The organism is Thermodesulfobium sp. (assembly GCF_053498235.1).
Window position 1 is genome coordinate 1 of the sequence record NZ_JBRCUV010000047.1, and the last position, 19,848, is coordinate 19,848.

Genomic DNA, 19,848 nt, shown 5'->3' on the forward strand with positions numbered 1-19,848 from the left:
CATTAACAACACTAGAGATAACAACATACAAAAGTAAATAATAACCTACAAGTGAAAAAATAAGTATTAAATTCTTACTCCAGCTAAAATTCTTTTCTAAATACAATTTTATAAACAAAATTATAATTAAATATAAAATAAGATTTGTCCCCAAGTAAATTCCCAATCTCAAATCATCAAAAAAAGAGAAAAATACTAGTGGAAACAAGATACTTTTAGAAAAATTAAAGTTGCAATACAAAGCATATAAAATAGCTGGCGTAAGCGTTAAAATAACACTTGCAAAACCGAAAAAATTTATAAATACTAAATACAAAATTTGGATTAAGTAAAAAAATAAGCAAAATATAAAGCTTAACTTCCAAGATAAACCCATACTTCATTCACCGTTTGAATTTGCTTTATAGGTATAGCTGTAAATACCGTGTTCAAGCTGCCAACTTCGCGCAAAGTCATAATTTTGGCAACTGGAATATTTGGAGGCAGAAGCGATGATGGGACACTTGCTGTAACCAAAATCTCGAGAGGATGAATAGCAGCAAAAACACTTGGCACGTTGAGTATCAACTCTTCAGAACCAGTTCCCTCTAAAATCCCATATAAATTAGAACCATTTAGCTTTACCGGAATTTTAACAGATTTATCGCCTATGTATGAAACTTTTGAATAATTTGGTGCAACATTAGAAATTAATCCAATAATACAACCATCAGAAATAACAGGCATTCCTATCTTTACTCCATCGCTAGAACCTACATTAATTATTAAATCTTGATAAAATGGTTCAAGCCTATATAATACCAAAGCCTTTAAAAGTTTGAATTTGGGATTTTGGGCTTTAAAATTCTGAAAAGCCTTTTCTTCATATAAACTTTGGACATCCTTTAACAACAAGGCATAAGATAATCTTAATTCTTCATTTTGTTTTTTTAAACTTTCTATTTCCTTATTAAGACTAGCGTTATCGTTAACTATATTAATTAAATTACTTGAAAAACTTTCAAGACCCGTTACCCAATTACTAATAATGTACGCTGGCGATAAGGCAAAAAAACCAATTTTATTATAAATATTAAACTTATAATTCAAAAAAAATAGGACAAAACCAAAAATAAGAACCAAAAAAATTATTTTTTTTTTAGCTCTTAAAAACATAGCCAAATCTATCTAAATCTTCCAAAACTTTTCCAATTCCCTCAGCAACTGAAAGTAAAGGATTTTCGGCTAAATAAACAGGGATTTTAAGTTTTTCTGAAATATATTTGTCCAACCCTTTCAGCAATGCGCCTCCCCCTGCTAGCATTGCGCCTCTTTCCATAATATCCGATGCTAGCTCAGGTGGAGTCTGTTCTGCAGTCAATCTTATTGTTTCAGTTATCTGATCTACAATAGGATTCAAAACTTTTCTAATTTCAACTGAAGTTAAATTTAAGCTCTTTGGCAATCCAGTAATTAAATCTCTTCCCCTAACTTCCATGCTCTTTTCTTCCTTCAAAGGATAAGCAGAACCAATGTTAATTTTTATATCCTCTGCAGTTCTCTCGCCGATAAGAAGATTGTATTCCTTTTTGCAATACTCCATAATTACATCATCCAACTCATCACCTGCAACCCTTAAACTCTTGGCAACAACCATACCCCCCAAAGAGATAACTGCTACTTCCGTAGTCCCTCCTCCTATATCAATAATCAAACACCCCTTTGGCTCGTCAATTGGTAATCCTGCTCCAATTGCAGCAGCCATTGGTTCTTCTATAATATATGCCTCTCTTGCTCCAGCTCTTTGGGAAGCCTCTATTACAGCCCTTCTTTCAACTCCAGTAATGCCCGATGGAATGCCCACAACAATTCTTGGTTTAAATACACCCTTGGAAAGCGTCTTTTGTATAAAATATTTAAGCATCATCTCAGTAATCTCAAAATCTGCAATTACGCCATCTTTTAATGGCCTAATTGCTATTATATTAGACGGTGTTCTACCAAGCATATTTTTTGCTTCAACACCTACTGCAACAGCCTGCTTTTTTTCAAGATTATAGGCAACTACAGATGGCTCTTGTGTTACAATTCCCTTCCCACGAACATAAACAACAGTATTCGCAGTGCCTAGATCAATACCAATATCGTTGAACAACTTGATAAATCCAAACAACTTTTTTCCTCCTTATTGTTCACTAATAATTTTTGCATTTATACCCTTCATTTTAAGATCCTTAACAAGATTCAAGGCATCTTCCTTTTTGGTAACAGCCGCTATTTGTAACCAATAGCTCCCGTTAGCTTTTAAAAGTATACTTGAATAACCCAATTTGAACAAATCTTTCTTAATGTTTACACTATCCTGCTCGTCATCAAATGGGCCTACTCTCACTTTGTAAAGTAAGTTACTTAAGCTTTTAGTGTTACTAGGTGTTGAATTACTAAAATTGCCTTCATTGCTTTCTGTTATAGGTTTGGAATTTTTATTCGTTTCAGATTCACTATTATAACCTTTTTGTTGCGAATTTATATTAGAACTAAGATTTTCTTCTTGTGTTAGGGATTTAGTTCCTGCTTCTTTATTCTCTTTAGTAGCAGTAATTTGTGTATGTGGTTTATTAAAAAATAAGAAATTAACACCCTTTCCCACTAAGTAAAAACCAAAAAAAGATAGTAAACAAGCAAACAAAATTATCAAAAAATAAAAGATTTTATTTTTCACAAAGCATCACCCTCCATGACTTTTTATAAAGGCTTGTTGCTCTTCATAGGTACGACAAAAGAAGTGAGTTCCGTCCCCTTTTGCTACAAAATATAGATATTTAGTATTAGCAGGGTGTAATGCAGCTTCGATTGATTTTATGGAAGGACTGTTAATAGGTGTTGGAGGCAAGCCATAATGCAAATAAGTATTATAAGGCGATTCAATCCTCGTATCAGCATAAGAAAGGACATCCTTATGAGTAGGAAGAAAATACTCAACGCTTGCACAAGATTCTAAAGGCATATTAATTTTTAGCCTGTTTAAAAAAACAGAAGCTATAATCGGCCTTTCTCTATCAACTTTTGCCTCACCTTCTACCAAAGATGCAAGCTTAAGCACATCATAATAATCCTTTCTCTCTTTAATAAGCGGCCAAACTCTTTTTTCAAAATCGTCAAGTTGCATGTCAATAATTTCATAAGGCGAAGCATCTTTGTTTATAAAATAAGTATCTGGAAACAAGAAACCCTCCAAAGAATTAGAATTAATATTTTGTAAAAAGGTATATTTCTTTGAAAAGAATTTTAAATCATTATAAGCAATGCTCTCATATTCTTTATATTTTTTATAACCGTCGTTCTTTAAAATTAAAGACATATCTTTAATTCTCAACCCTTCAGGAAAGGTAACTTTTATAATATTATCTGGACCCTTTTGAATAGCACAGATAGAATCCAAAAAGCTTCCACTTAAATTATAGTTACCAGGTTTTGGATCAAAATTTTTCAACCTATAGTACAAATCAACAAAAAGCGATGGAGTTGTATTATAAACTTTATAAAGTTTTTGTAAAACAATACCTGATGATTCCCCTTCATATACATGAAACTCTACAGGTTTTGATAATCTATAGAATAATACATATGGAAAATTAACAATTATTAAAAAAAATACAAACAAAACAAAATAAACACTCCATCTCTTCCAGCGAGATAAAGTTCTTTTAAATTGCATAACTAGTTTAAAATAAATTATTCAGATATATCTTCGAAGTCGAAACTTTCTTTTAAATATTGATATATTTTGTCAAATTCTTCATCTGTTAGGGACTCGTCTACCTTTGTATCTTCAGTGCCAAATATTACTACAGGAGTCAAAAAGTCATCATTTTCTTGCCTAAAAATTGATATTTCAGGAACATAGTCGCTATCAACTTCTTCTTCAAAGTAAGGAGTAAGAACAAAATAGAGTTTATCATCTAACTCAAACTTATCTAGCAGTTCGTATTGCTTTTTAACCCCTTCTTCTTCAATTTCAAAGATTTCCAATTCATCAAACTCTCTATCTTCTTCCACGATTCACCTCATTTCAATAATATCAAAACTATATGTTATCATTTTAACTAAAATATATCAATTGTTATGGAGGTTAGAGGTTTTGGAATTCAAATTATTTGAAAACAACATAATTAAGCTAATTAATCGCTATAATGAAATTAACGAACTTTTAGCCAATTTAGAAACAATAAATGATCCAGCCAAGCTTATTTCGCTTTCTCAAGAAAAATCAGAGTTAGAAGATGTCGTAAAAAATTATGAAGAACTAAATAAACTTAAAAATTATTTAACCGATCTAAAAGAATTAAAAAGTAGTACAGATGAAGAAATAAAAGCTCTAGCAGAAGAGGAATTTCAGGTTGTAGAAAAAAAGATTGAAACATTAGAGTTAAAGCTATTAAATGCAATTTTGCCTAAAAATCCCCTTGATGAAAAAAATATAATACTTGAAATTAGAGCTGGAGCAGGCGGGGAAGAGGCAGCGCTCTTTGCTTCAGAACTACTGAGGATGTACATTAGATACGCAGAACGAAAAAATGCAAAAACAGAAATCTTATCAATCAACGAAACGGGGATAGGCGGTATAAAAGAGGCAATAATATCGATAAAGGGCAAAAAGATATATAGCCGTCTAAAGTTTGAGAGTGGAACTCATAGAGTTCAAAGAGTACCAGAAACAGAATCTGGTGGTAGAATACATACCTCTACTGCAACCGTTGCTGTTTTACCAGAACCTGATGAGATTGATATCTCGATTGACGAAAAGGATTTAAAAATCGATACCTTCCGTGCTGGTGGAGCAGGTGGACAACACGTAAACAAAACCGATTCAGCAGTAAGGATTACCCATTTGCCAACTGGAATAGTCGTTTCATGTCAAGACGAGCGTTCTCAGTTCCAAAATAAAGAAAAGGCATTAAGGATTCTTGCCGCAAAGCTTCTTGAGGAAAAAAGAATTGCATCAGAAAAAGAAATGGCAATGACAAGAAAGGTGCAAGTAGGCTCAGGAGACAGAAGTGAAAAAATTAGAACCTATAATTTCCCACAGGGTAGAGTAACCGATCACAGAATAAATTTAACTTTATACAGATTAAATGAAGTTTTAGATGGTGATTTAGATGAGATAATAGATGCACTTATTGCTGCAGAAAATATGAAAAAATTAGAACTTTTATCCGTGTAATTAGTAATTACTAATTAATCTTTACCTTTGGGGAAGATTAAAGGTATTACCCTTCGCTGGCGGTGTTGTTTGAGTTTCGTTAGCTTTATTATTCGCATTGTTTGAATTTGTCTTATTTTCAGGCTTTATAGGAGTCTTATTCTTAGATTCAGGTGCAGTTTGATTTTGAGACGGCTTTTGAATAACGGTATTTACACTGTTATAGCCAGCGTTATCTTCTGGAAAAGGAAACGTAAGGGGAACATTTGGAGTCGCATCTGGAAAGTTACTTTTTATAATCGAAATAACCTTCTGAGTAGGCCATAAGTAATCAACCCCATAAGCATACTTAGGTACCATACCCTCATCTAGAAAAACTCTTTTAATTTGAAAATTTGGTTGATTCACTATATCCTTTACTGCAAGAGCCCAACTTAAAGCATCATTAAAGGACATATCAGTTTGCACGTTATCTAAAACAACTTTTATAATATCAGGTATTTTTGCTATCATTGCTGGACTTGAAAAAAGCTGATTTTTTACTGCAAGAAGAAATTCTTGCTGCCTTCTCATTCTTCCAAAATCTCCTAGGGCATCGTGTCTGAACCTAACGTATTCTAAAGATTGGAGTCCATTCAAATGCTGCATTCCGGGTTTAAGATCGATCGTAAAATTAGCGTAGTGATCAACATAATACATTCTCTTATCAACGTTAATGTCTACTCCTCCGATAGCGTCAATAATCTTTTCAAAACCCTTATACCCTAAAACAACGTATTTATCAGGCTTAATTCCAATAAAATTTGTAAGCGTCTCTATAGCCAACTGTGTTCCACCGTAAGCATAAGCCGCATTGATCTTATCATAACCATGTTCAGGAATTGGTACAAGAGTATCTCTAGGTACTGACATCAAAGTTATAGTTTTATCGTTTGTATTAACATTTAACCAAAGAATAGTATCAGTTCTATGAGTTTCGTCTACATCGTCTATACCAAACAAAACCAAATTAAGTTGGCCTTTTGCAGGCTGTGCCATAAAGTTAGGACTAAGAATATCTCCAATATTTTTTGTAGGTGTAAACATTCCGAAAACAAAACCCAAAAGACCTGATAAGATGAATAATATCCCAAGTAATATCATAATCCTTTGTCTCGAGGAATTCCTTCGTTTTCTCAAAGTTCTCTTTGGTATTTCACTATTCAAACTGTCAAAATTTTTATCCATATCGTAGTCCTCACAATAAAATAAAGTTAAAATTTAAAAGTTATAGATGCCAGATGTACATCCTTAAATAATTGCACATTCTGGCCAGTTATCATACCCAATGAATTTTTTAAAGTAGCATAATCTAATATCATAGAACCCGTTTTAATTCCAGCATCATAATGAATTGCACCATCATGATATCCTACTTCTAAAAGCAAATTTTTTTTGCTAAGCGCAAAAGTCCTATAACCTACTCCAGTAATGGGTTTTACACTAATTTTCAATTTTCCATCATTTAAGGATATAGATACATCAGACGAAATTATAGCATCACTTCTGCTATCAAGCCTATATCCCCATGAAAATTGTAAGTTAAGAGTTTTTTTGGTATGTGTGCCAGAATCGTCTTTAAGCGTTTCCGTTGCGAAGGAGGGAGTAACGCCGTATTTAAACCTATCGGTAGAACTTTCCCACATATATCCAGGTTGCAACATTAAAAATTTATGAATATATATAGTTTTACCAGTTCTGTCATCCTTCAACCAAAAATCTCCCTTTGCCAATGAAAAACCTACATTTGATATGTCATTTCTATGAGCAATCCCTATTTCAAAAAGTCCACCTTTAAGAGTTCTTCTTGGTATTTTACCATTCTCATCTGAAGAATTTTGTGTGCACCAATCAAAGCCAGTTTCATGGGGTGTCATCCAAAGATAGCCAAAATTAGTTTTACCAGCTTCAAAGGGAAAACTAAATCCATAGACATCAGCATCAAGTTGATCAAGATTCTTTATTCGCCCTGGAAAATGTCGAAGAGAATGTGTCATTAATAACTGCAACCCTCTACTAGAAGCTATAGAAGCAGGATTAAAAGGGAAAAAATTTATCCCTTTTTCTACAGAAGAACCAAATGAAAGTACACTCCCTTCAGGGGTTAACTTAATATAATTAAGGTTATCTGCAAGTGAATTTTCACACAAGATAACGCTTAAAAAAAGAAACAAAAAGATTAGTATACAAAGGTTTTTAAACATACTTAATTATATTCAGACCAAATTAAAATAAAATTAAGGGAAATTATTATTCTTCTTTTTCAAATTCTTTTCTTAAAAAGCTTGGTAGATCGTCAAATCCAAAATTAACCGTGTCATCAAATAAACGCTTTTTTGAAGAAGACGGAAAACTTGAATCTACTTTTTTCTTTAAAGGTATATCGCTCACCGTGTCAGAAAAACCAGTTGCAATAATAGTAATTCTTATAGAATTTTCCATTTCTGGGTTGATTACCGCTCCAAATAACAGGTTAGCATTCTCAGAAGTTAAGGAACTAAGTTCATCTGCGGCCTCGTTTATTTCAAGAAGTGTTAAATCATATCCACCAGTCACGTTCATGATAATATTTGTTGCTCCTTTTACAGGTATTGTTAGAAGAGGTGAATCTACAGCGCTTCTTACAGCATCAATAGCCCTCATCTCATCTTGACCATACCCAACACCCATAATAGTATTTCCACTATTGGTAAGAACTGACTTTAAATCAGCAAAGTCTAGATTTATAATGCCTGGAACAGTTACAAGATCGGAAATTCCCTGTACACCCTGTCTTAATACATCATCCGCTAACCTAAAAGCTTCTAAAAAAGAAAGCTTTGAATCTGCAAAAGTTAGTAGTCTTTGATTATCAATTACAATATATGAATCAACGATTTTTTTAAGCTCTTCTAGACCTTGGTCTGCATTTTTCTTTCTTTTTGGTCCCTCAAACTTAAATGGAAAAGTAAGAACAGCTACCGTTAAAATTCCTAATTCTTTTGCAATACTAGCTATATATGGTGCAGCACCAGTGCCAGTGCCACCACCTAAACCTGCCGTTATAAAGGCCATATCAGCACCTTCTAAAATACTTCTTAAATCATCTTCACTCTCTTCAGCAGCCTCTCTTCCAAGATCTGGATTGGCCCCTGCACCCAAACCCTTTGTGGCTTTAGGACCTATTTGTAATTTTTGATCAGCCCTAGATAGGCTAAGAGCCTGAACATCAGTATTAATTGCCCAAAACTCAACAGAAGAAAGACCTGCCTCAATCATCCTGTTTATAGCATTCCCACCTGCTCCTCCTATTCCCAAAACCTTAATAGAGGGACCTATCTTTTCATCATACATATAATAAACCTCCCATTTAGCTTCCTCTTTTGAAAATAACTTTACATAACTTTCTTATTATATTCTTATCATCATAATTATTAGACAATATTGTATTATTTAAAGCATAATAAATCAAACCCAAAACAGTCGAATGCTCATAATCTCTCTTCTCATTCATATAGAGAGGAAGAGGTCTTCTAATTTCAACTGGACAATCAAAAATTTCTTCAAATAATTTCTTAAATACAATGAGTTTAACTCCTTGACCTGTAAGATATATTCTCAAAGGAAGCATATTGTCAGAAATACCTTTTAGTTTATCATAAATATATAAAACAATATCTTCTGATCTAGAATAAATAATATTCTTTAAAAACTTTCTAAAATCATCTTCATCGTTTGATTCAGAAAAGTCAATCTTTAATTTTTCTGCTTCATCTCGTTTTATTTTAAGTCCAAATGATATATCCCTTGTAATATTTTCTGATCCTAATATAACTGATGAAGTAAATTCTGGAGTCCCTGAAGAGTATAAAACAAAATCAGTAGTTAAAGCTCCAATATCAACTACAAGAAATTTAGAAATTTGAAAATCATTTTCCTTTAAAATTGCATTTGCGCTTGCAATAGAACTAGGTAAAATATCTACTAAATCCAAATATAAAGAATTAAACAATTCTTTAAGTGTTTTATAATAAGTTGTGAGCATGTAAATAACATGAAAATTTGCTTGTAACGATTTACAAAACATCCCAGAAGGATTTAAAGTCTCAAAAGAGTTGTCAACCAAGAAAGATTTTTTGCAAATATGTACAGGAATATAATCGTCTTCTTCAGGTATACTTAAAAACAAGTCATTTATAGTCTTTGTTCTAATCTGAGTTTCTTTAGAAAACTTTTGTTCAACTTTTATATTCTTCGAGAAGTAAACCTTTCCTGAAAGATTCAATATACATCTTTCTTTAAAATTAGATCCCTCTTTTTGATAAATTGATTTCAATCCTGCATTTAAAATCGCTCTTACTTGCTCAAAGTCATAAATAGTACCATTTTTAATACCATATGATGGCAATGATAAAAATTGAGTAATTGACTTGCCCGACAAAAGATCTTTCCCAATAGCAATTCTTATAGAATTGCTACCAAGGTCAATGGCCAGTATATTGTTTTCCTTTACATCATTCATACTTAGATGAAGGCGGAATGAATAAGAGATGTCTAATAGAGGTTATATTATTAAAAATTCTTATACCAAACAGTATTACAGCTGCAATGTACAAATCAATGCCCAACAAATCACCTGCATAGGTTAAACCAGCTGCAACAATTGCATTGCCAAAAAAACCCGTTATAGCTTGCCACCCACTAAACTTTCCCTCCAAACCACTTTTGAATGCACCGAAAAATGAGTCAGCAAAAGCAAGAATAACAACTGCCATGTATTTAGAATAAACAAAAGGCATCTCGATAGGGAAAAAATATGCTGCAATCATTCCAAGCACAAAACATAACAATATAAACCACATACCTTATTCTCCTTTATTAATTAAAGTTGCATAATTTATTTGGATATTCGCACTAAAAGCTGGAATATATATAGAATCTGACTTTTCAACAGAAATCCTAATCCCTAAAAGTCTCAAATAATCAACAATACCGCCACTCATTGTTAAAGAGTTGTAAAGCATTTCTGGAGAGCCTATTGCTTTTATTACAAATGGGGGCGCAAGTCTTACTCCATTTACCAGTATAACTGGTCCAGCACATCTTATTTCTGAAATTGCAACAAGTCTTTGATCGTTGATGCCTATAGCTTCTGCTCCACCAGCTCTTAGCTCATTTACAACTCTCAAAAGATCCTCATCATGAACTAATGAGGCATTGCCTTCTTGTCCATTTTTTGCATCCTTAACTGTAACAATTACCCCTGGCCCCTTAACGGGAGTAGAACCTGCCAAAAGTGCTATCTTTTTGCTTTCCTCACCAATCGAAATATTTTTATTTTTTTCCTGTTCAAGTTTGTTTTGAAGATCAATTATTTTTTGTCTAGAAACAAAAAGTTCTCTTTCAAGATCAAGTCTCTTGTTTTCAGCCTCTTTCAAGAGACTTGCCATCTCCTCTGCCTGTCTTGTAGGAATTAAATGAAACAAGTCCTTTTGAGTTCTATATTGAACTACAATAAAAAAACCTAAAGTAAAGGCTATAATACCTAAAATTAATTCCCACCTTTTTGGCGGATGAATACTATGAATAACCTTTTCTTGAAAATAATGAGTTTTATTAGCGTTACTCATTTCTTGATAACAAGCCTTCTTTCATCTAACAAAATTATCTCCTTAGGCCATTTTTTATTATTAAACCTTTGTAAAAAATCAAAAATTTCTTTAAATTTTTCATCAAAATTTTCATCATTGTTGAACTCGAAGATACTCGTGCTTCTATCTTTAAATTTTATAATATCATCATAAAAAAAAATAAAACTTGGAACAAAACCATACTTTAATGAATAAAAAACAACACCTTGCAACTTATTAAAAAAATCTTTACTATTGATTACTTTATTCACATGTATAATTTTTTTATCATTCAAATCAACGTTTGCAACAACGTTTCCTTCCAAATCATAAAAATTATTATCTGAAGTTGCTTTTACTAGATAATCTGGAATATAGAAAACTACATCAACCTTTCCTAAATTAGTATGGTTTATTGACTTAATTTTATAAAAATCACTGTTATCAAATTGATTTTTTAAATTACTAAGAAAAACTTTATATCCTAAAATATTATATCTTTCTTTGTGTAAAAAATAAAAACTTCTGTCTCTTATATAATCTGGTATACCCTCAACCTTTAACGAAGTGAAACTATTTATCGAAAAGAAAAACCAAAAAAGATAAAGCAGAACACAAACAAGTATTATGGAAATTAGAATGTTAGTCTTCCAATGCCTGTTTGACAAGAAGTTTAACGATTTCTGGGAACGTGTATCCAGCTGCCTTAACCTCCTTGGTAAAAAGACTATTAGCAGTTAAACCTGGAATAGTATTTATTTCAGAAAGATAAATATTTTCATAACTATCAACAAACATATCAACTCTACCGAAGGATCTGCAATCAAAAGCCTTATATGAACTTATTGCAAGTTCTTGTAGTCTATTTTTTAAGCTTTCTTTCAATCTGGCCGGGACAATCTCATCGCATAAAAGGGGGTTATACTTTGACTCATAATCAAAAAATTTTGTTTTAGGCAGTATTTCAACAAGAGGAAGAGCAATTGGTTCCCTATTTCCTATAATGCCGCAGGTGATTTCTTTACCACGTATAAACTCTTCTACTAAAACAATTGGATCATAATTAAAAGCACTTTCTAAAGCGCTTTCCAGTTCATCTTTACTTCCTACAATAGATACCCCTACACTTGACCCTTGTGAATTTGGTTTTACTACCAAAGGAAATCCTTTTAATTTCAGAAAGTCAAAAACTAAATCAACATCATCTTTAGATCTAATTGCAACGAAATCAGGTTGCGGAAAACCTAAAGATTTACAAACTAACTTAAACCTGTATTTATCCATTGTTATAGCACAAGAAAAAACTCCGGAACCAATATATTTTACTCCTATAGTATCTAAAAAACCCTGTATAGAACCATCTTCTCCTGGTTTTCCGTGTAAAACTGGAAAAACAACATCAAAATTATTGCACAGGATCTTCTGACACAGTTCATAAGGTGTTAGCCTAGCTATGTCCACCATCTCAACTTGATATTCAGTATTAACCAATGACTGGTATACATTTTCTGCAGACCATATAGAAACTTCTTTTTCTGATGAAGTTCCACCACATAAAATTAAAATTTTCACGAAACATCTCCTGACAGAATTGGTAATTCTTCAAATCTTCCTAAAAATCTAACTTCTGGTTCCAATAATATATTAAAGTTTTCTAAGACCATATTTTGCATTAACTTTATTAACCTTACAGCCTCTGAGCTCGACCCTCCAATATTTTCCAAAAAATTTGCATGTTTATAAGAAACCCTTATACCACCTATCCTATAGCCTTTAAAACCTAAACTATCAAGTAATTTGCCAGCCCAATTACCAGGTGGATTCTTAAAAATGCTCCCAAAGGTCCTAATGCCCAATGGTTGAGACTTTTTCTTTTTGCTTAAAAGGTCTAATGTTCTAATAAAAATATTATCGGGTTTATCGAAGTTTATTTTAAAATAAGCTTTCAACACAACTTTGTTTTTTATTGAACTTTTTCTATAAGAAAATTGTATCTCATTTGCGTTTATTTCATAAAAACTTTTGCTAGCACTATCAAACACCAAAACCTTTATTAAATTTTTTGAAAAATCTGAACCAAAACAACCTGCATTACCAACTATACTTGCTCCAATTCTTCCTGGAACCCCTGCTGCAAACTCAAAGCCACTTATACCATTTTTTACGCACCACCATGATAAAGCACTTACAGATACATTTGCATCAACTTCTAAAAAATCAGAAATAATTCTAATACCTTCATATGAACTTAAAGGGACAACCCACAAAATATTTTTATCAAAATAATCATCAGAAAAAATTATATTTGAACCATTACCTAGTATCACAAAATCATCAACATCATTTAAGACTTTATTCAAGTCACAACTCTTAAGAAGGTAGACTTTCCTGCCTATCCCACCAGTTCCAAAAGTTGTAAGATTTTTAAGTTGAAAATTCCGAAGTATTCGAATCATTTACTTGCTTACTTTGATCCTTTTTAATTTCCAAAAAAATAGATACTACTTTATCACAAATCTTTGTAATATCACCAGCACCCATAAATAAATATATATTGCTTTCGTTATGTATTTCTTGAATAAGCTCGTAGATTGATTCTTTAGAAACAAAAAAGACGTTATCTTTCATTCTCCTTTTACATTCCTCAAACAATTTATTTCCCAAATGAGGATCCAAAACTTTTTCACCTGCAGGATAAATGTCAAAAAGCACTAAAACATCTGTTTGTGTTAATACATTGCAAAAACTACTTAAAAATTTTTTAGTTCTTGAAAACCTATGCGGTTGAAATATAAGAACCAAATTTTTATTTTTAAAAATATTTCTAGCTGTATTTAAAACCGCTTTTATTTCCTCAGGGTGATGGGCATAGTCATCTATGATATATGGATCTTTGCATTTTAGTTCGAATCTTCTTCTAACACCAGAAAAGGATGCTATAGAATCACACGCTGAGACAAAATCAAGACCAATTATTTTAGCAACGCTAAAGGCTGCAAGAGAATTTAACACATTATGCATCCCAGGAACATTTAAGGTTACTTCTCTTATTTTTTTACCATAGATATACAAGTCATAACAGCTGCCAAAACCACTTAGTATTACATTTTTACATTGCACTTGATTGTCATTACCAAATCCATAAAAGATTATCTCTTTATCTGTTATCTTGTCTGCAACTTTTCTGTTAATGATATGATCGCCGCAAACTATTAATTTGCCATCTTTACTTATCCCTCGCATAAATTTTTCAAAATATTCTTCAACCATCTTTAAATCCTTAAAAAAACTTGGATGGTCAAAATCAATATTCGTTATTACAGCAATATTAGGATTGTAATTTAAGAATGAACCATCGCTTTCGTCAGCCTCAATAACTATATAAGGGCCACTTCCATGTCTTGCATTCGCACCATAATCGTTTAGTTCTCCTCCGATTAGAAAAGAGGGATCAAGTCCGGCATCATTAAGCATCTTACTAATCATTGAAGTTGTAGTTGTTTTTCCATGAGTTCCAGCTACAGCAACTGAGAATTTTTGCTCAATTATCTTTGATAACATTTGGGCTCTTGAAAGCACTGGAATATTCCTTTTCTTCGCGCTTACAAGCTCACAGTTGTCAGGTGGTATTGCTCCCGAATATACAACAACGTCAACATCATCAGCTATGTTGGCAGGATCATGACCAATATATATGTCCACACCCTTTTGTTTCAGTTTTAAAAGGGACCTTGATTCTTTTTTATCAGATCCAGAAATAACTTTTCCATCTTCAAGAAGAAATAAGGCTAAGGCACTCATCCCCGTCCCACCAATTCCAATAAAAAACACCTTTTTCAAATTTTTCGCAATGTTTTCCATAAAGAATTTATCATCTTCCTTTCTATAATTTTCTCAACAAGATCAATAATATTTTTTGTTGCATCAATCTTTTGAAGCCTTAAAAGTTCATCACGATTAAAATTAATATTTTTATAATTCAAATCAAACATTTCTTTAATCATATTATATAGTAAGTTTTCAGAAAGTGTATTTTGAAATACAACTCTCCCAAGGCCTAGTTTTTCAAGATAAAGAGCATTATATTTCTGATGAGACATTGCGCCAGGATAAGGAATTAGAATTGCACTTTTACCTGTTTTTATAATTTCAAAGACAGTAGAGGCGCCACTTCTTGAAATAATCAAATCTGCTAAGGCGTACAACAAAGACATCTCTTTAAAGTATTTAAAATTTATATACCTGCACTTTATTTCTTTTAATCTTGGAACAGTTTGTTCTCCTGTAATATGTATTAATAAGTATCTTTCGTCAAGATTGGGCAATAGAGACCATATTGTTTCATTTATCGCTTGGGCACCTTGACTCCCGCCAAAACATAATATAGTTCTTTCTGATTTCTTAAATCCCAAAATTCTTTCTGCCTCTTCAACACTAACTTTTCCAATATCGTCTCTAATTGGTAATCCAGTAAAAACAACTTTATTAACTGGTAATCTTGGATCTGCTTCTGGGAAAGAGGTCATTATAAACTTAGCGAAACGAGAAATTAAGTAATTTGTTAATCCTGCTCTAAAGTTTTGCTCATGAGACAATATAGTTATGCCCAACATATAAGCTGACATACACGGTGCAACGCTTGTGTGACCTCCAAATGCAATTAGGCAATCTGGATTTAGTCTTAGAATTTCTGGAATAAATTTTAAAGATAGAAAAAAGGTCTTTATAATTGCAAAAAATTGAACAGTTTTTGACATCCCCACAAATGGATACGAAGGTATATCCTTTTTTACAACCCCTTCTATTTCAGTATTTCTAAGAAGAGGGCCTTGAGACCAAAAAAACACCTTTGAATCAGGATGTATCTTTTTTATTCTCTCTGCTACACAAAGTGCAGGATAAAAGTGCCCACCAGTGCCAGATGTTACAATTAAAATTCTCATTGCAAACCTTTTGGTAAATCAGAATAAAATCTATAGCATAATGCGATCATTACAAGATTTACTATCTCAGAAGTTCCACCGTAACTAAGAAATGGCAGAGGTACACCCACTACTGGGATAATGTTCAATACCATAAAAACGTTTAAAAAACATTGCAAACCAAGTATAGTAGCGGTCCAAAAAATAAACGATTTGTCAAACGGATCTGTAACCTTCTTTGCCATTTTATAAAGTAAAATAACAAGGTTTAAAAAGGCAAACAAAAATGCAGCGGAACCTACCATACCCACTTCCTCTGAAAAAACCGAATATACAAAATCAGTGTGCGCCTCTGGAAGATAACCTAACTTTTGCTTTCCGCTACCAAGCCCTTGTCCAAAAAAACCACCATCACCAATCCCATATAACGCTTGAACAACTTGATAACCGCTAGTTTGCATATGAGCCCAAGGATCTAGATTTGATGCTATACGTTGAAATCTATAGGGAGCAAGAAGCGCTCCAACCAAAAGAATTATAAGTCCAAAACTAGTTATACTTAACCAAAATCTAAAATTAATACCCATAAAAAGCAAAAACAAAAAAACTGTAACAACAATTAAAGCCATTGTTCCGTAGTCAGGTTGCATAGCTATCAAAATACTAATTGGAATAAGATACAAAGATATATTTATTACAAAACCTGAAATATTATTTTTTAAAGCCAAAAAAAATGAAGCAGATTTTGCAATTTTTAAACCTAATGTAAACTTTACAAATTCAGAAGTTTGAAACGATATAAAACCTAAATTAATCCATCTTCTAGCTCCATTAATTTTATGAGAAAAAAAAGGAAGAAGAGTAAATACTAAAAGAATTAAGCTCAAATAAAACAGAAAATCTATATACCTTTTGATAAAACTTGACGGTAACCTAATTATAGAAAAAAAAATAAGCCATCCTATAGTAAAGTAAAGGATAGCATGTTTAAAAAAACTTAAAGGATCCGAATAAAGTTGAATTCCTAACTGAGCAGTAGAACTAGCAGTAAAAAGCGTACCAATTAAGCTCAGTACAAAGGTCAAAAGTAATAAGAGTTTTTTGGTTTTCATTTTCACACTATCATTTCCTTATTGATTTTATACCTTTCTATGACCTTCTTCTTAAAAATCCTTCCTCTTTCTTCAAAATTTGAAAACATATCAAAGCTAGCACATGCAGGAGAAAATAAAACTATATCCTTTGGCTGAGCTAATTCAAATGCTTTGTCTATAACTTCATCGAACATATCTAGCACAAAAACATTTTGGATATCTTTGAAAAACTCATAAAACCGACTTTTAGCTTCTCCAAAGAGAATTACTGCTTTACAAGTTTTACTTGCCAAATTCACAAGCTCATCTAAAGGAGTTTTTTTATCTCTCCCACCCAAAATCAATATTAAATTTTTACTTTCTCCCCATGTTTTCAAAGCAACAATTGTTGATTCAGGATTTGTCGATTTAGAATCGTTTATCCAAATTATTCCATTGCAAATGTAAAATTTTTCTTGTCTATGCTCCACACCAGAAAAGGTAGACAAAGTTTTTTCTATGTATTCAGGCTTTACAGAAGAAAGATAAAGAGAGCTAGCCACGAATAAGGCATTTTCGATATTATGTTCACCCTTAATTGAAATATTAGATAAATCAGTAATTTTAACTAAATTTTGGTTATCTTTAACAACAATGTCGCTATTAATGACGCCAGCAATCGAAAAATCTTCTTTCTTTGAAACGCTCAATAACTTTGTTTTTAAATTCAAATCTCTAAGATTTTTAACAATGTTTTGATCATCTTTGTTGTAGATGGAATAACCACTTTCTTGATTTTTAAACAAATGAATTTTAGCGTTAATGTAATCCTCAAAAGTTATATATCTATCAGTATGATCTAAGGTTAAATTTGTAATCATCGCTATTCTAGGTTTTAAAAAAATTGAATTCTCAATCTGATAAGAACTTAATTCCAGTACTAAGTTCGAACCAGGAGTTATGTTATAAATAATCTCAGAAAGAGGTGTTCCTACATTTCCAGCAATATAATGCGGCATATTTGCTATTTTGAAGCCATATCCTATCCATTCAGTAATCGTAGTCTTTCCGTTGGTACCAGTTACACCTATAGTATTTACATCGGGAGGCAAGAGTCCAAACGTTAAATCCAGATCCCCAATCACTGGAATATCTTTTTCTCTTGCTAACTTAAAGAAATCTAAATTTAATGGAACTCCAGGACTTTTAATTATCCATGAAGCATCTTTTAATATCTTTGGATTGTGTTCACCCAAAAGGTAATTTATTTCACTGATTTCAGGAAACTTCAAACAATCCTTATCAGTTACAATTATCTCAACGCTTGCCAGTTCTTTGCTTATAAGTTTTGCAATACTAAATCCACTTTTTCCATACCCCACTATAACGATCTTTTTTGGAAACCCAATTCTTTCAAATATTCTATCCCAATTTAGCAACATATTTGTATACTCACAGCAAAAAGTGTAAGCAAAATGGAAACAATAAAAAATCTCATAGAAATATGCGTCTCCTTTACATTAGATAATTCAAAGTGGTGATGAAGTGGACTCATTTTGAATATCCTCTGTTTTGTCCTTTTGTAGTAAGCTACCTGAATAATTACTGAAAGGGTTTCAATTATAAAGGGCAAAGAAGAAATAACAAAAAAGACAATTCTATTTGTAAAAATAGCAAGTATTGCTAAAAATGCACCAATACCAATCGAACCAGCATCGCCCATAAATATCTTTGCAGGATTTACGTTGAACCATAAAAAAGCAAGTAGAACTCCAATAAACGAAAAAAGCATTAAGGATAATGCTACATCTCCATCAACGTAAGAAAAAAACAAATAACCCAAAAGTATGGACAGAGAACATAATGCAGCAAGACCGTCAAGTCCATCAGTCAGATTTACTGCATTGGTAGCACCACTAATAACAAAAATTAAAAAAGGCCACAAAAGTATGCCGGGAACATAAAACTGTATTGTAGGAGATATTTGGAATTGCATAAAAATTTGAGAATTAAGAATAAGGGCAAGAAAAAATACCGCTACAAAAGAAAATATTACAATTAAAATCATCTTTTGTCGAGGTTTTAACCCCTCGTTCTTGCCCTTTTTTATAGAAAGGAAATCGTCCAAAAAACCAATTATAAAAAATGGCAATGAAATAAGAAAAATTGTAAACATCCTTGAATCAAGAAAAGGCAAAAATAAGGCAACCGTAAGTATAAAAATTATACCAGCAGCAGTGGGAGTACCAGTTTTTATTTTGTGAGACTCAGGACCTTCCTCCCTTATCCTTTGTCCAAAAAACTGCTTAAAATGTCTTTCCCATATAGAAAAGGCTAAAAACCCTGTGAAAAAGCTAAAAAAGAGTTCAATCATACAGCGAAAATAACCTCCATTTAAAAATTAACTCCACAATTCAAGAATTTTCCAAGTCTTCGTAGAATTTGACCCCTTAATATATACAACATCACCTGGAGCCAATATTTTAACCAAGTCCTCTTTTACGGCATCGATATCAATATTCTTAAATCTTAATTTAGAGCTACTGTCAATTGATTTTACAAATTCAGTTCCAACAAAATATACGAGAAATGGATCTAATTCTTCTAGCTTTTTTACCACCTTATTGTGTAAAGCCTGAGATTTAACTCCAACCTCTAGCATATCTCCAAGCACGAAAATTTTTCTCTTATCAATAAAACCTAAATATTTAATTGTATCCAAACCACTTAAAAACGATCTACAGGTGGCATTATAAGAATCATCAATAATAATTTGATCTTTTAATTTTTTGATCGAAAATCTGCCCTGTAATGGGCAATAACTCTGCAAATTTTCATTTATTTCATTCCAACTTAAACCTAAGAACCTTGAAACTACTAAAGATGCCATAAGTGGTTCAAATTGAGGAAAAAATATATTTGGAGCAAATAAATTAAAGTCCCCGAATTTGCCAGATACATAAATTTTAGAGCCTTTAAGAGAAATTTCATAAGATTTTATATATAAATCCTTATCATTGCCA

The 19,848-nt window shown here is 32.1% G+C and carries 21 protein-coding genes; 1 reads left to right on the forward strand and 20 read right to left on the reverse strand.

Features of this window, described 5'->3' with window-relative positions; translation table 11 throughout:
• Nucleotides 1–354: 354 nt before the first annotated feature.
• The 5 genes from mreC to ACWIUX_RS06535 form a co-directional block, all read right to left on the reverse strand.
• Complete coding sequence (mreC, locus tag ACWIUX_RS06515) at nucleotides 355–1,155, reverse strand: rod shape-determining protein MreC (RefSeq protein WP_448589941.1); 801 nt, start codon at nucleotides 1,153–1,155, stop codon at nucleotides 355–357.
• Complete coding sequence (locus tag ACWIUX_RS06520) at nucleotides 1,139–2,152, reverse strand: rod shape-determining protein (protein ID WP_448589922.1); 1,014 nt, start codon at nucleotides 2,150–2,152, stop codon at nucleotides 1,139–1,141. The genes mreC and ACWIUX_RS06520 overlap by 17 nt, the downstream gene beginning before the upstream one ends.
• Nucleotides 2,153–2,164: 12 nt before the next feature.
• Entirely contained in the window at nucleotides 2,165–2,701 is a 537-nt protein-coding gene (locus ACWIUX_RS06525) for an SPOR domain-containing protein (RefSeq protein WP_448589923.1), read from the reverse strand.
• Nucleotides 2,702–2,707: 6 nt separating this feature from the next.
• Entirely contained in the window at nucleotides 2,708–3,643 is a 936-nt protein-coding gene (gene mltG, locus ACWIUX_RS06530) for an endolytic transglycosylase MltG (protein WP_448589924.1), read from the reverse strand.
• A 71-nt stretch (nucleotides 3,644–3,714) separates the two neighbouring features.
• Entirely contained in the window at nucleotides 3,715–4,038 is a 324-nt protein-coding gene (locus ACWIUX_RS06535) for a DUF1292 domain-containing protein (protein WP_448589925.1), read from the reverse strand.
• Between the two features lie 82 nt (nucleotides 4,039–4,120).
• Here ACWIUX_RS06535 and prfA point away from each other — a divergent pair, with 82 nt between their 5' ends.
• The gene (gene prfA / locus ACWIUX_RS06540) at nucleotides 4,121–5,203 is read left to right on the forward strand and encodes a peptide chain release factor 1 (RefSeq protein ID WP_448589926.1); all 1,083 of its coding nucleotides are present in this window, start codon (nucleotides 4,121–4,123) and stop codon (nucleotides 5,201–5,203) included.
• Nucleotides 5,204–5,224: 21 nt separating this feature from the next.
• Here prfA and ACWIUX_RS06545 read toward each other — a convergent pair whose 3' ends face one another.
• The 15 genes from ACWIUX_RS06545 to ACWIUX_RS06615 form a co-directional block, all read right to left on the reverse strand.
• Nucleotides 5,225–6,409 (reverse strand): LCP family protein, encoded by a 1,185-nt coding sequence (locus ACWIUX_RS06545; RefSeq protein WP_448589927.1) that lies wholly within the window; start codon nucleotides 6,407–6,409, stop codon nucleotides 5,225–5,227.
• A gap of 26 nt (nucleotides 6,410–6,435) precedes the next feature.
• Entirely contained in the window at nucleotides 6,436–7,371 is a 936-nt protein-coding gene (locus ACWIUX_RS06550; protein ID WP_448589928.1) for a hypothetical protein, read from the reverse strand.
• Between the two features lie 100 nt (nucleotides 7,372–7,471).
• Nucleotides 7,472–8,554, reverse strand: a complete 1,083-nt coding sequence (gene ftsZ / locus ACWIUX_RS06555) for a cell division protein FtsZ (protein WP_448589929.1) — start codon at nucleotides 8,552–8,554, stop codon at nucleotides 7,472–7,474.
• Nucleotides 8,555–8,570: 16 nt separating this feature from the next.
• Nucleotides 8,571–9,722 carry a cell division FtsA domain-containing protein gene (locus ACWIUX_RS06560; RefSeq protein ID WP_448589930.1) on the reverse strand — a complete coding sequence of 384 codons (1,152 nt, stop codon included), beginning with the start codon at nucleotides 9,720–9,722 and terminating at the stop codon, nucleotides 8,571–8,573.
• Entirely contained in the window at nucleotides 9,715–10,062 is a 348-nt protein-coding gene (locus ACWIUX_RS06565; RefSeq protein WP_448589931.1) for a small basic family protein, read from the reverse strand. The genes ACWIUX_RS06560 and ACWIUX_RS06565 overlap by 8 nt, the downstream gene beginning before the upstream one ends.
• A 3-nt stretch (nucleotides 10,063–10,065) precedes the next feature.
• A complete protein-coding gene (locus ACWIUX_RS06570; protein WP_448589932.1) occupies nucleotides 10,066–10,830 on the reverse strand; it encodes a DUF881 domain-containing protein in 765 nt (254 codons plus the stop codon).
• Complete coding sequence (locus tag ACWIUX_RS06575; RefSeq protein ID WP_448589933.1) at nucleotides 10,827–11,498, reverse strand: hypothetical protein; 672 nt, start codon at nucleotides 11,496–11,498, stop codon at nucleotides 10,827–10,829. The genes ACWIUX_RS06570 and ACWIUX_RS06575 overlap by 4 nt, the downstream gene beginning before the upstream one ends.
• Complete coding sequence (locus tag ACWIUX_RS06580; RefSeq protein ID WP_448589934.1) at nucleotides 11,473–12,402, reverse strand: D-alanine--D-alanine ligase family protein; 930 nt, start codon at nucleotides 12,400–12,402, stop codon at nucleotides 11,473–11,475. The genes ACWIUX_RS06575 and ACWIUX_RS06580 overlap by 26 nt, the downstream gene beginning before the upstream one ends.
• Nucleotides 12,399–13,286: a UDP-N-acetylmuramate dehydrogenase gene (gene murB, locus ACWIUX_RS06585; RefSeq protein WP_448589935.1), complete on the reverse strand. Its 888-nt coding sequence runs from the start codon at nucleotides 13,284–13,286 to the stop codon at nucleotides 12,399–12,401. The genes ACWIUX_RS06580 and murB overlap by 4 nt, the downstream gene beginning before the upstream one ends.
• Nucleotides 13,255–14,691, reverse strand: a complete 1,437-nt coding sequence (murC, locus tag ACWIUX_RS06590) for a UDP-N-acetylmuramate--L-alanine ligase (protein WP_448589936.1) — start codon at nucleotides 14,689–14,691, stop codon at nucleotides 13,255–13,257. The genes murB and murC overlap by 32 nt, the downstream gene beginning before the upstream one ends.
• Nucleotides 14,667–15,773, reverse strand: coding sequence for a UDP-N-acetylglucosamine--N-acetylmuramyl-(pentapeptide) pyrophosphoryl-undecaprenol N-acetylglucosamine transferase (locus tag ACWIUX_RS06595; RefSeq protein WP_448589937.1), 1,107 nt, complete (start codon nucleotides 15,771–15,773; stop codon nucleotides 14,667–14,669). The genes murC and ACWIUX_RS06595 overlap by 25 nt, the downstream gene beginning before the upstream one ends.
• Complete coding sequence (locus ACWIUX_RS06600) at nucleotides 15,770–16,864, reverse strand: FtsW/RodA/SpoVE family cell cycle protein (RefSeq protein WP_448589942.1); 1,095 nt, start codon at nucleotides 16,862–16,864, stop codon at nucleotides 15,770–15,772. Before ACWIUX_RS06600 ends, ACWIUX_RS06595 begins: the two co-directional genes overlap by 4 nt.
• 2 nt (nucleotides 16,865–16,866) lie before the next feature.
• On the reverse strand, nucleotides 16,867–18,267 hold the full coding sequence (murD, locus tag ACWIUX_RS06605; RefSeq protein ID WP_448589938.1) for a UDP-N-acetylmuramoyl-L-alanine--D-glutamate ligase: 1,401 nt from the start codon (nucleotides 18,265–18,267) through the stop codon (nucleotides 16,867–16,869).
• Entirely contained in the window at nucleotides 18,258–19,199 is a 942-nt protein-coding gene (gene mraY, locus ACWIUX_RS06610) for a phospho-N-acetylmuramoyl-pentapeptide-transferase (RefSeq protein ID WP_448589939.1), read from the reverse strand. The genes murD and mraY overlap by 10 nt, the downstream gene beginning before the upstream one ends.
• A 27-nt stretch (nucleotides 19,200–19,226) precedes the next feature.
• Nucleotides 19,227–19,848, reverse strand: a 622-nt coding sequence (locus ACWIUX_RS06615; protein WP_448589940.1) for a glutamate ligase domain-containing protein, incomplete at its 5' end; no start/stop codon positions are given.

Excerpts from the sequence above, each read along its gene's own strand:
- mraY (WP_448589939.1), bottom strand. The coding sequence starts at position 19,199 with ATGATTGAACTCTTTTTTAGCTTTTTCACAGGGTTTTTAGCCTTTTCT.
- ACWIUX_RS06545 (WP_448589927.1), bottom strand. The coding sequence starts at position 6,409 with ATGGATAAAAATTTTGACAGTTTGAATAGTGAAATACCAAAGAGAACT.
- ACWIUX_RS06565 (WP_448589931.1), bottom strand. The coding sequence starts at position 10,062 with ATGTGGTTTATATTGTTATGTTTTGTGCTTGGAATGATTGCAGCATAT.
- murD (WP_448589938.1), bottom strand. The coding sequence starts at position 18,267 with ATGTTGCTAAATTGGGATAGAATATTTGAAAGAATTGGGTTTCCAAAA.
- ftsZ (WP_448589929.1), bottom strand. The coding sequence starts at position 8,554 with ATGTATGATGAAAAGATAGGTCCCTCTATTAAGGTTTTGGGAATAGGA.
- ACWIUX_RS06600 (WP_448589942.1), bottom strand. The coding sequence starts at position 16,864 with ATGAAAACCAAAAAACTCTTATTACTTTTGACCTTTGTACTGAGCTTA.
- ACWIUX_RS06570 (WP_448589932.1), bottom strand. The coding sequence starts at position 10,830 with ATGAGTAACGCTAATAAAACTCATTATTTTCAAGAAAAGGTTATTCAT.
- murB (WP_448589935.1), bottom strand. The coding sequence starts at position 13,286 with ATGATTCGAATACTTCGGAATTTTCAACTTAAAAATCTTACAACTTTT.
- ACWIUX_RS06560 (WP_448589930.1), bottom strand. The coding sequence starts at position 9,722 with ATGAATGATGTAAAGGAAAACAATATACTGGCCATTGACCTTGGTAGC.
- ACWIUX_RS06595 (WP_448589937.1), bottom strand. The coding sequence starts at position 15,773 with ATGAGAATTTTAATTGTAACATCTGGCACTGGTGGGCACTTTTATCCT.
- mreC (WP_448589941.1), bottom strand. The coding sequence starts at position 1,155 with ATGTTTTTAAGAGCTAAAAAAAAAATAATTTTTTTGGTTCTTATTTTT.
- murC (WP_448589936.1), bottom strand. The coding sequence starts at position 14,691 with ATGGAAAACATTGCGAAAAATTTGAAAAAGGTGTTTTTTATTGGAATT.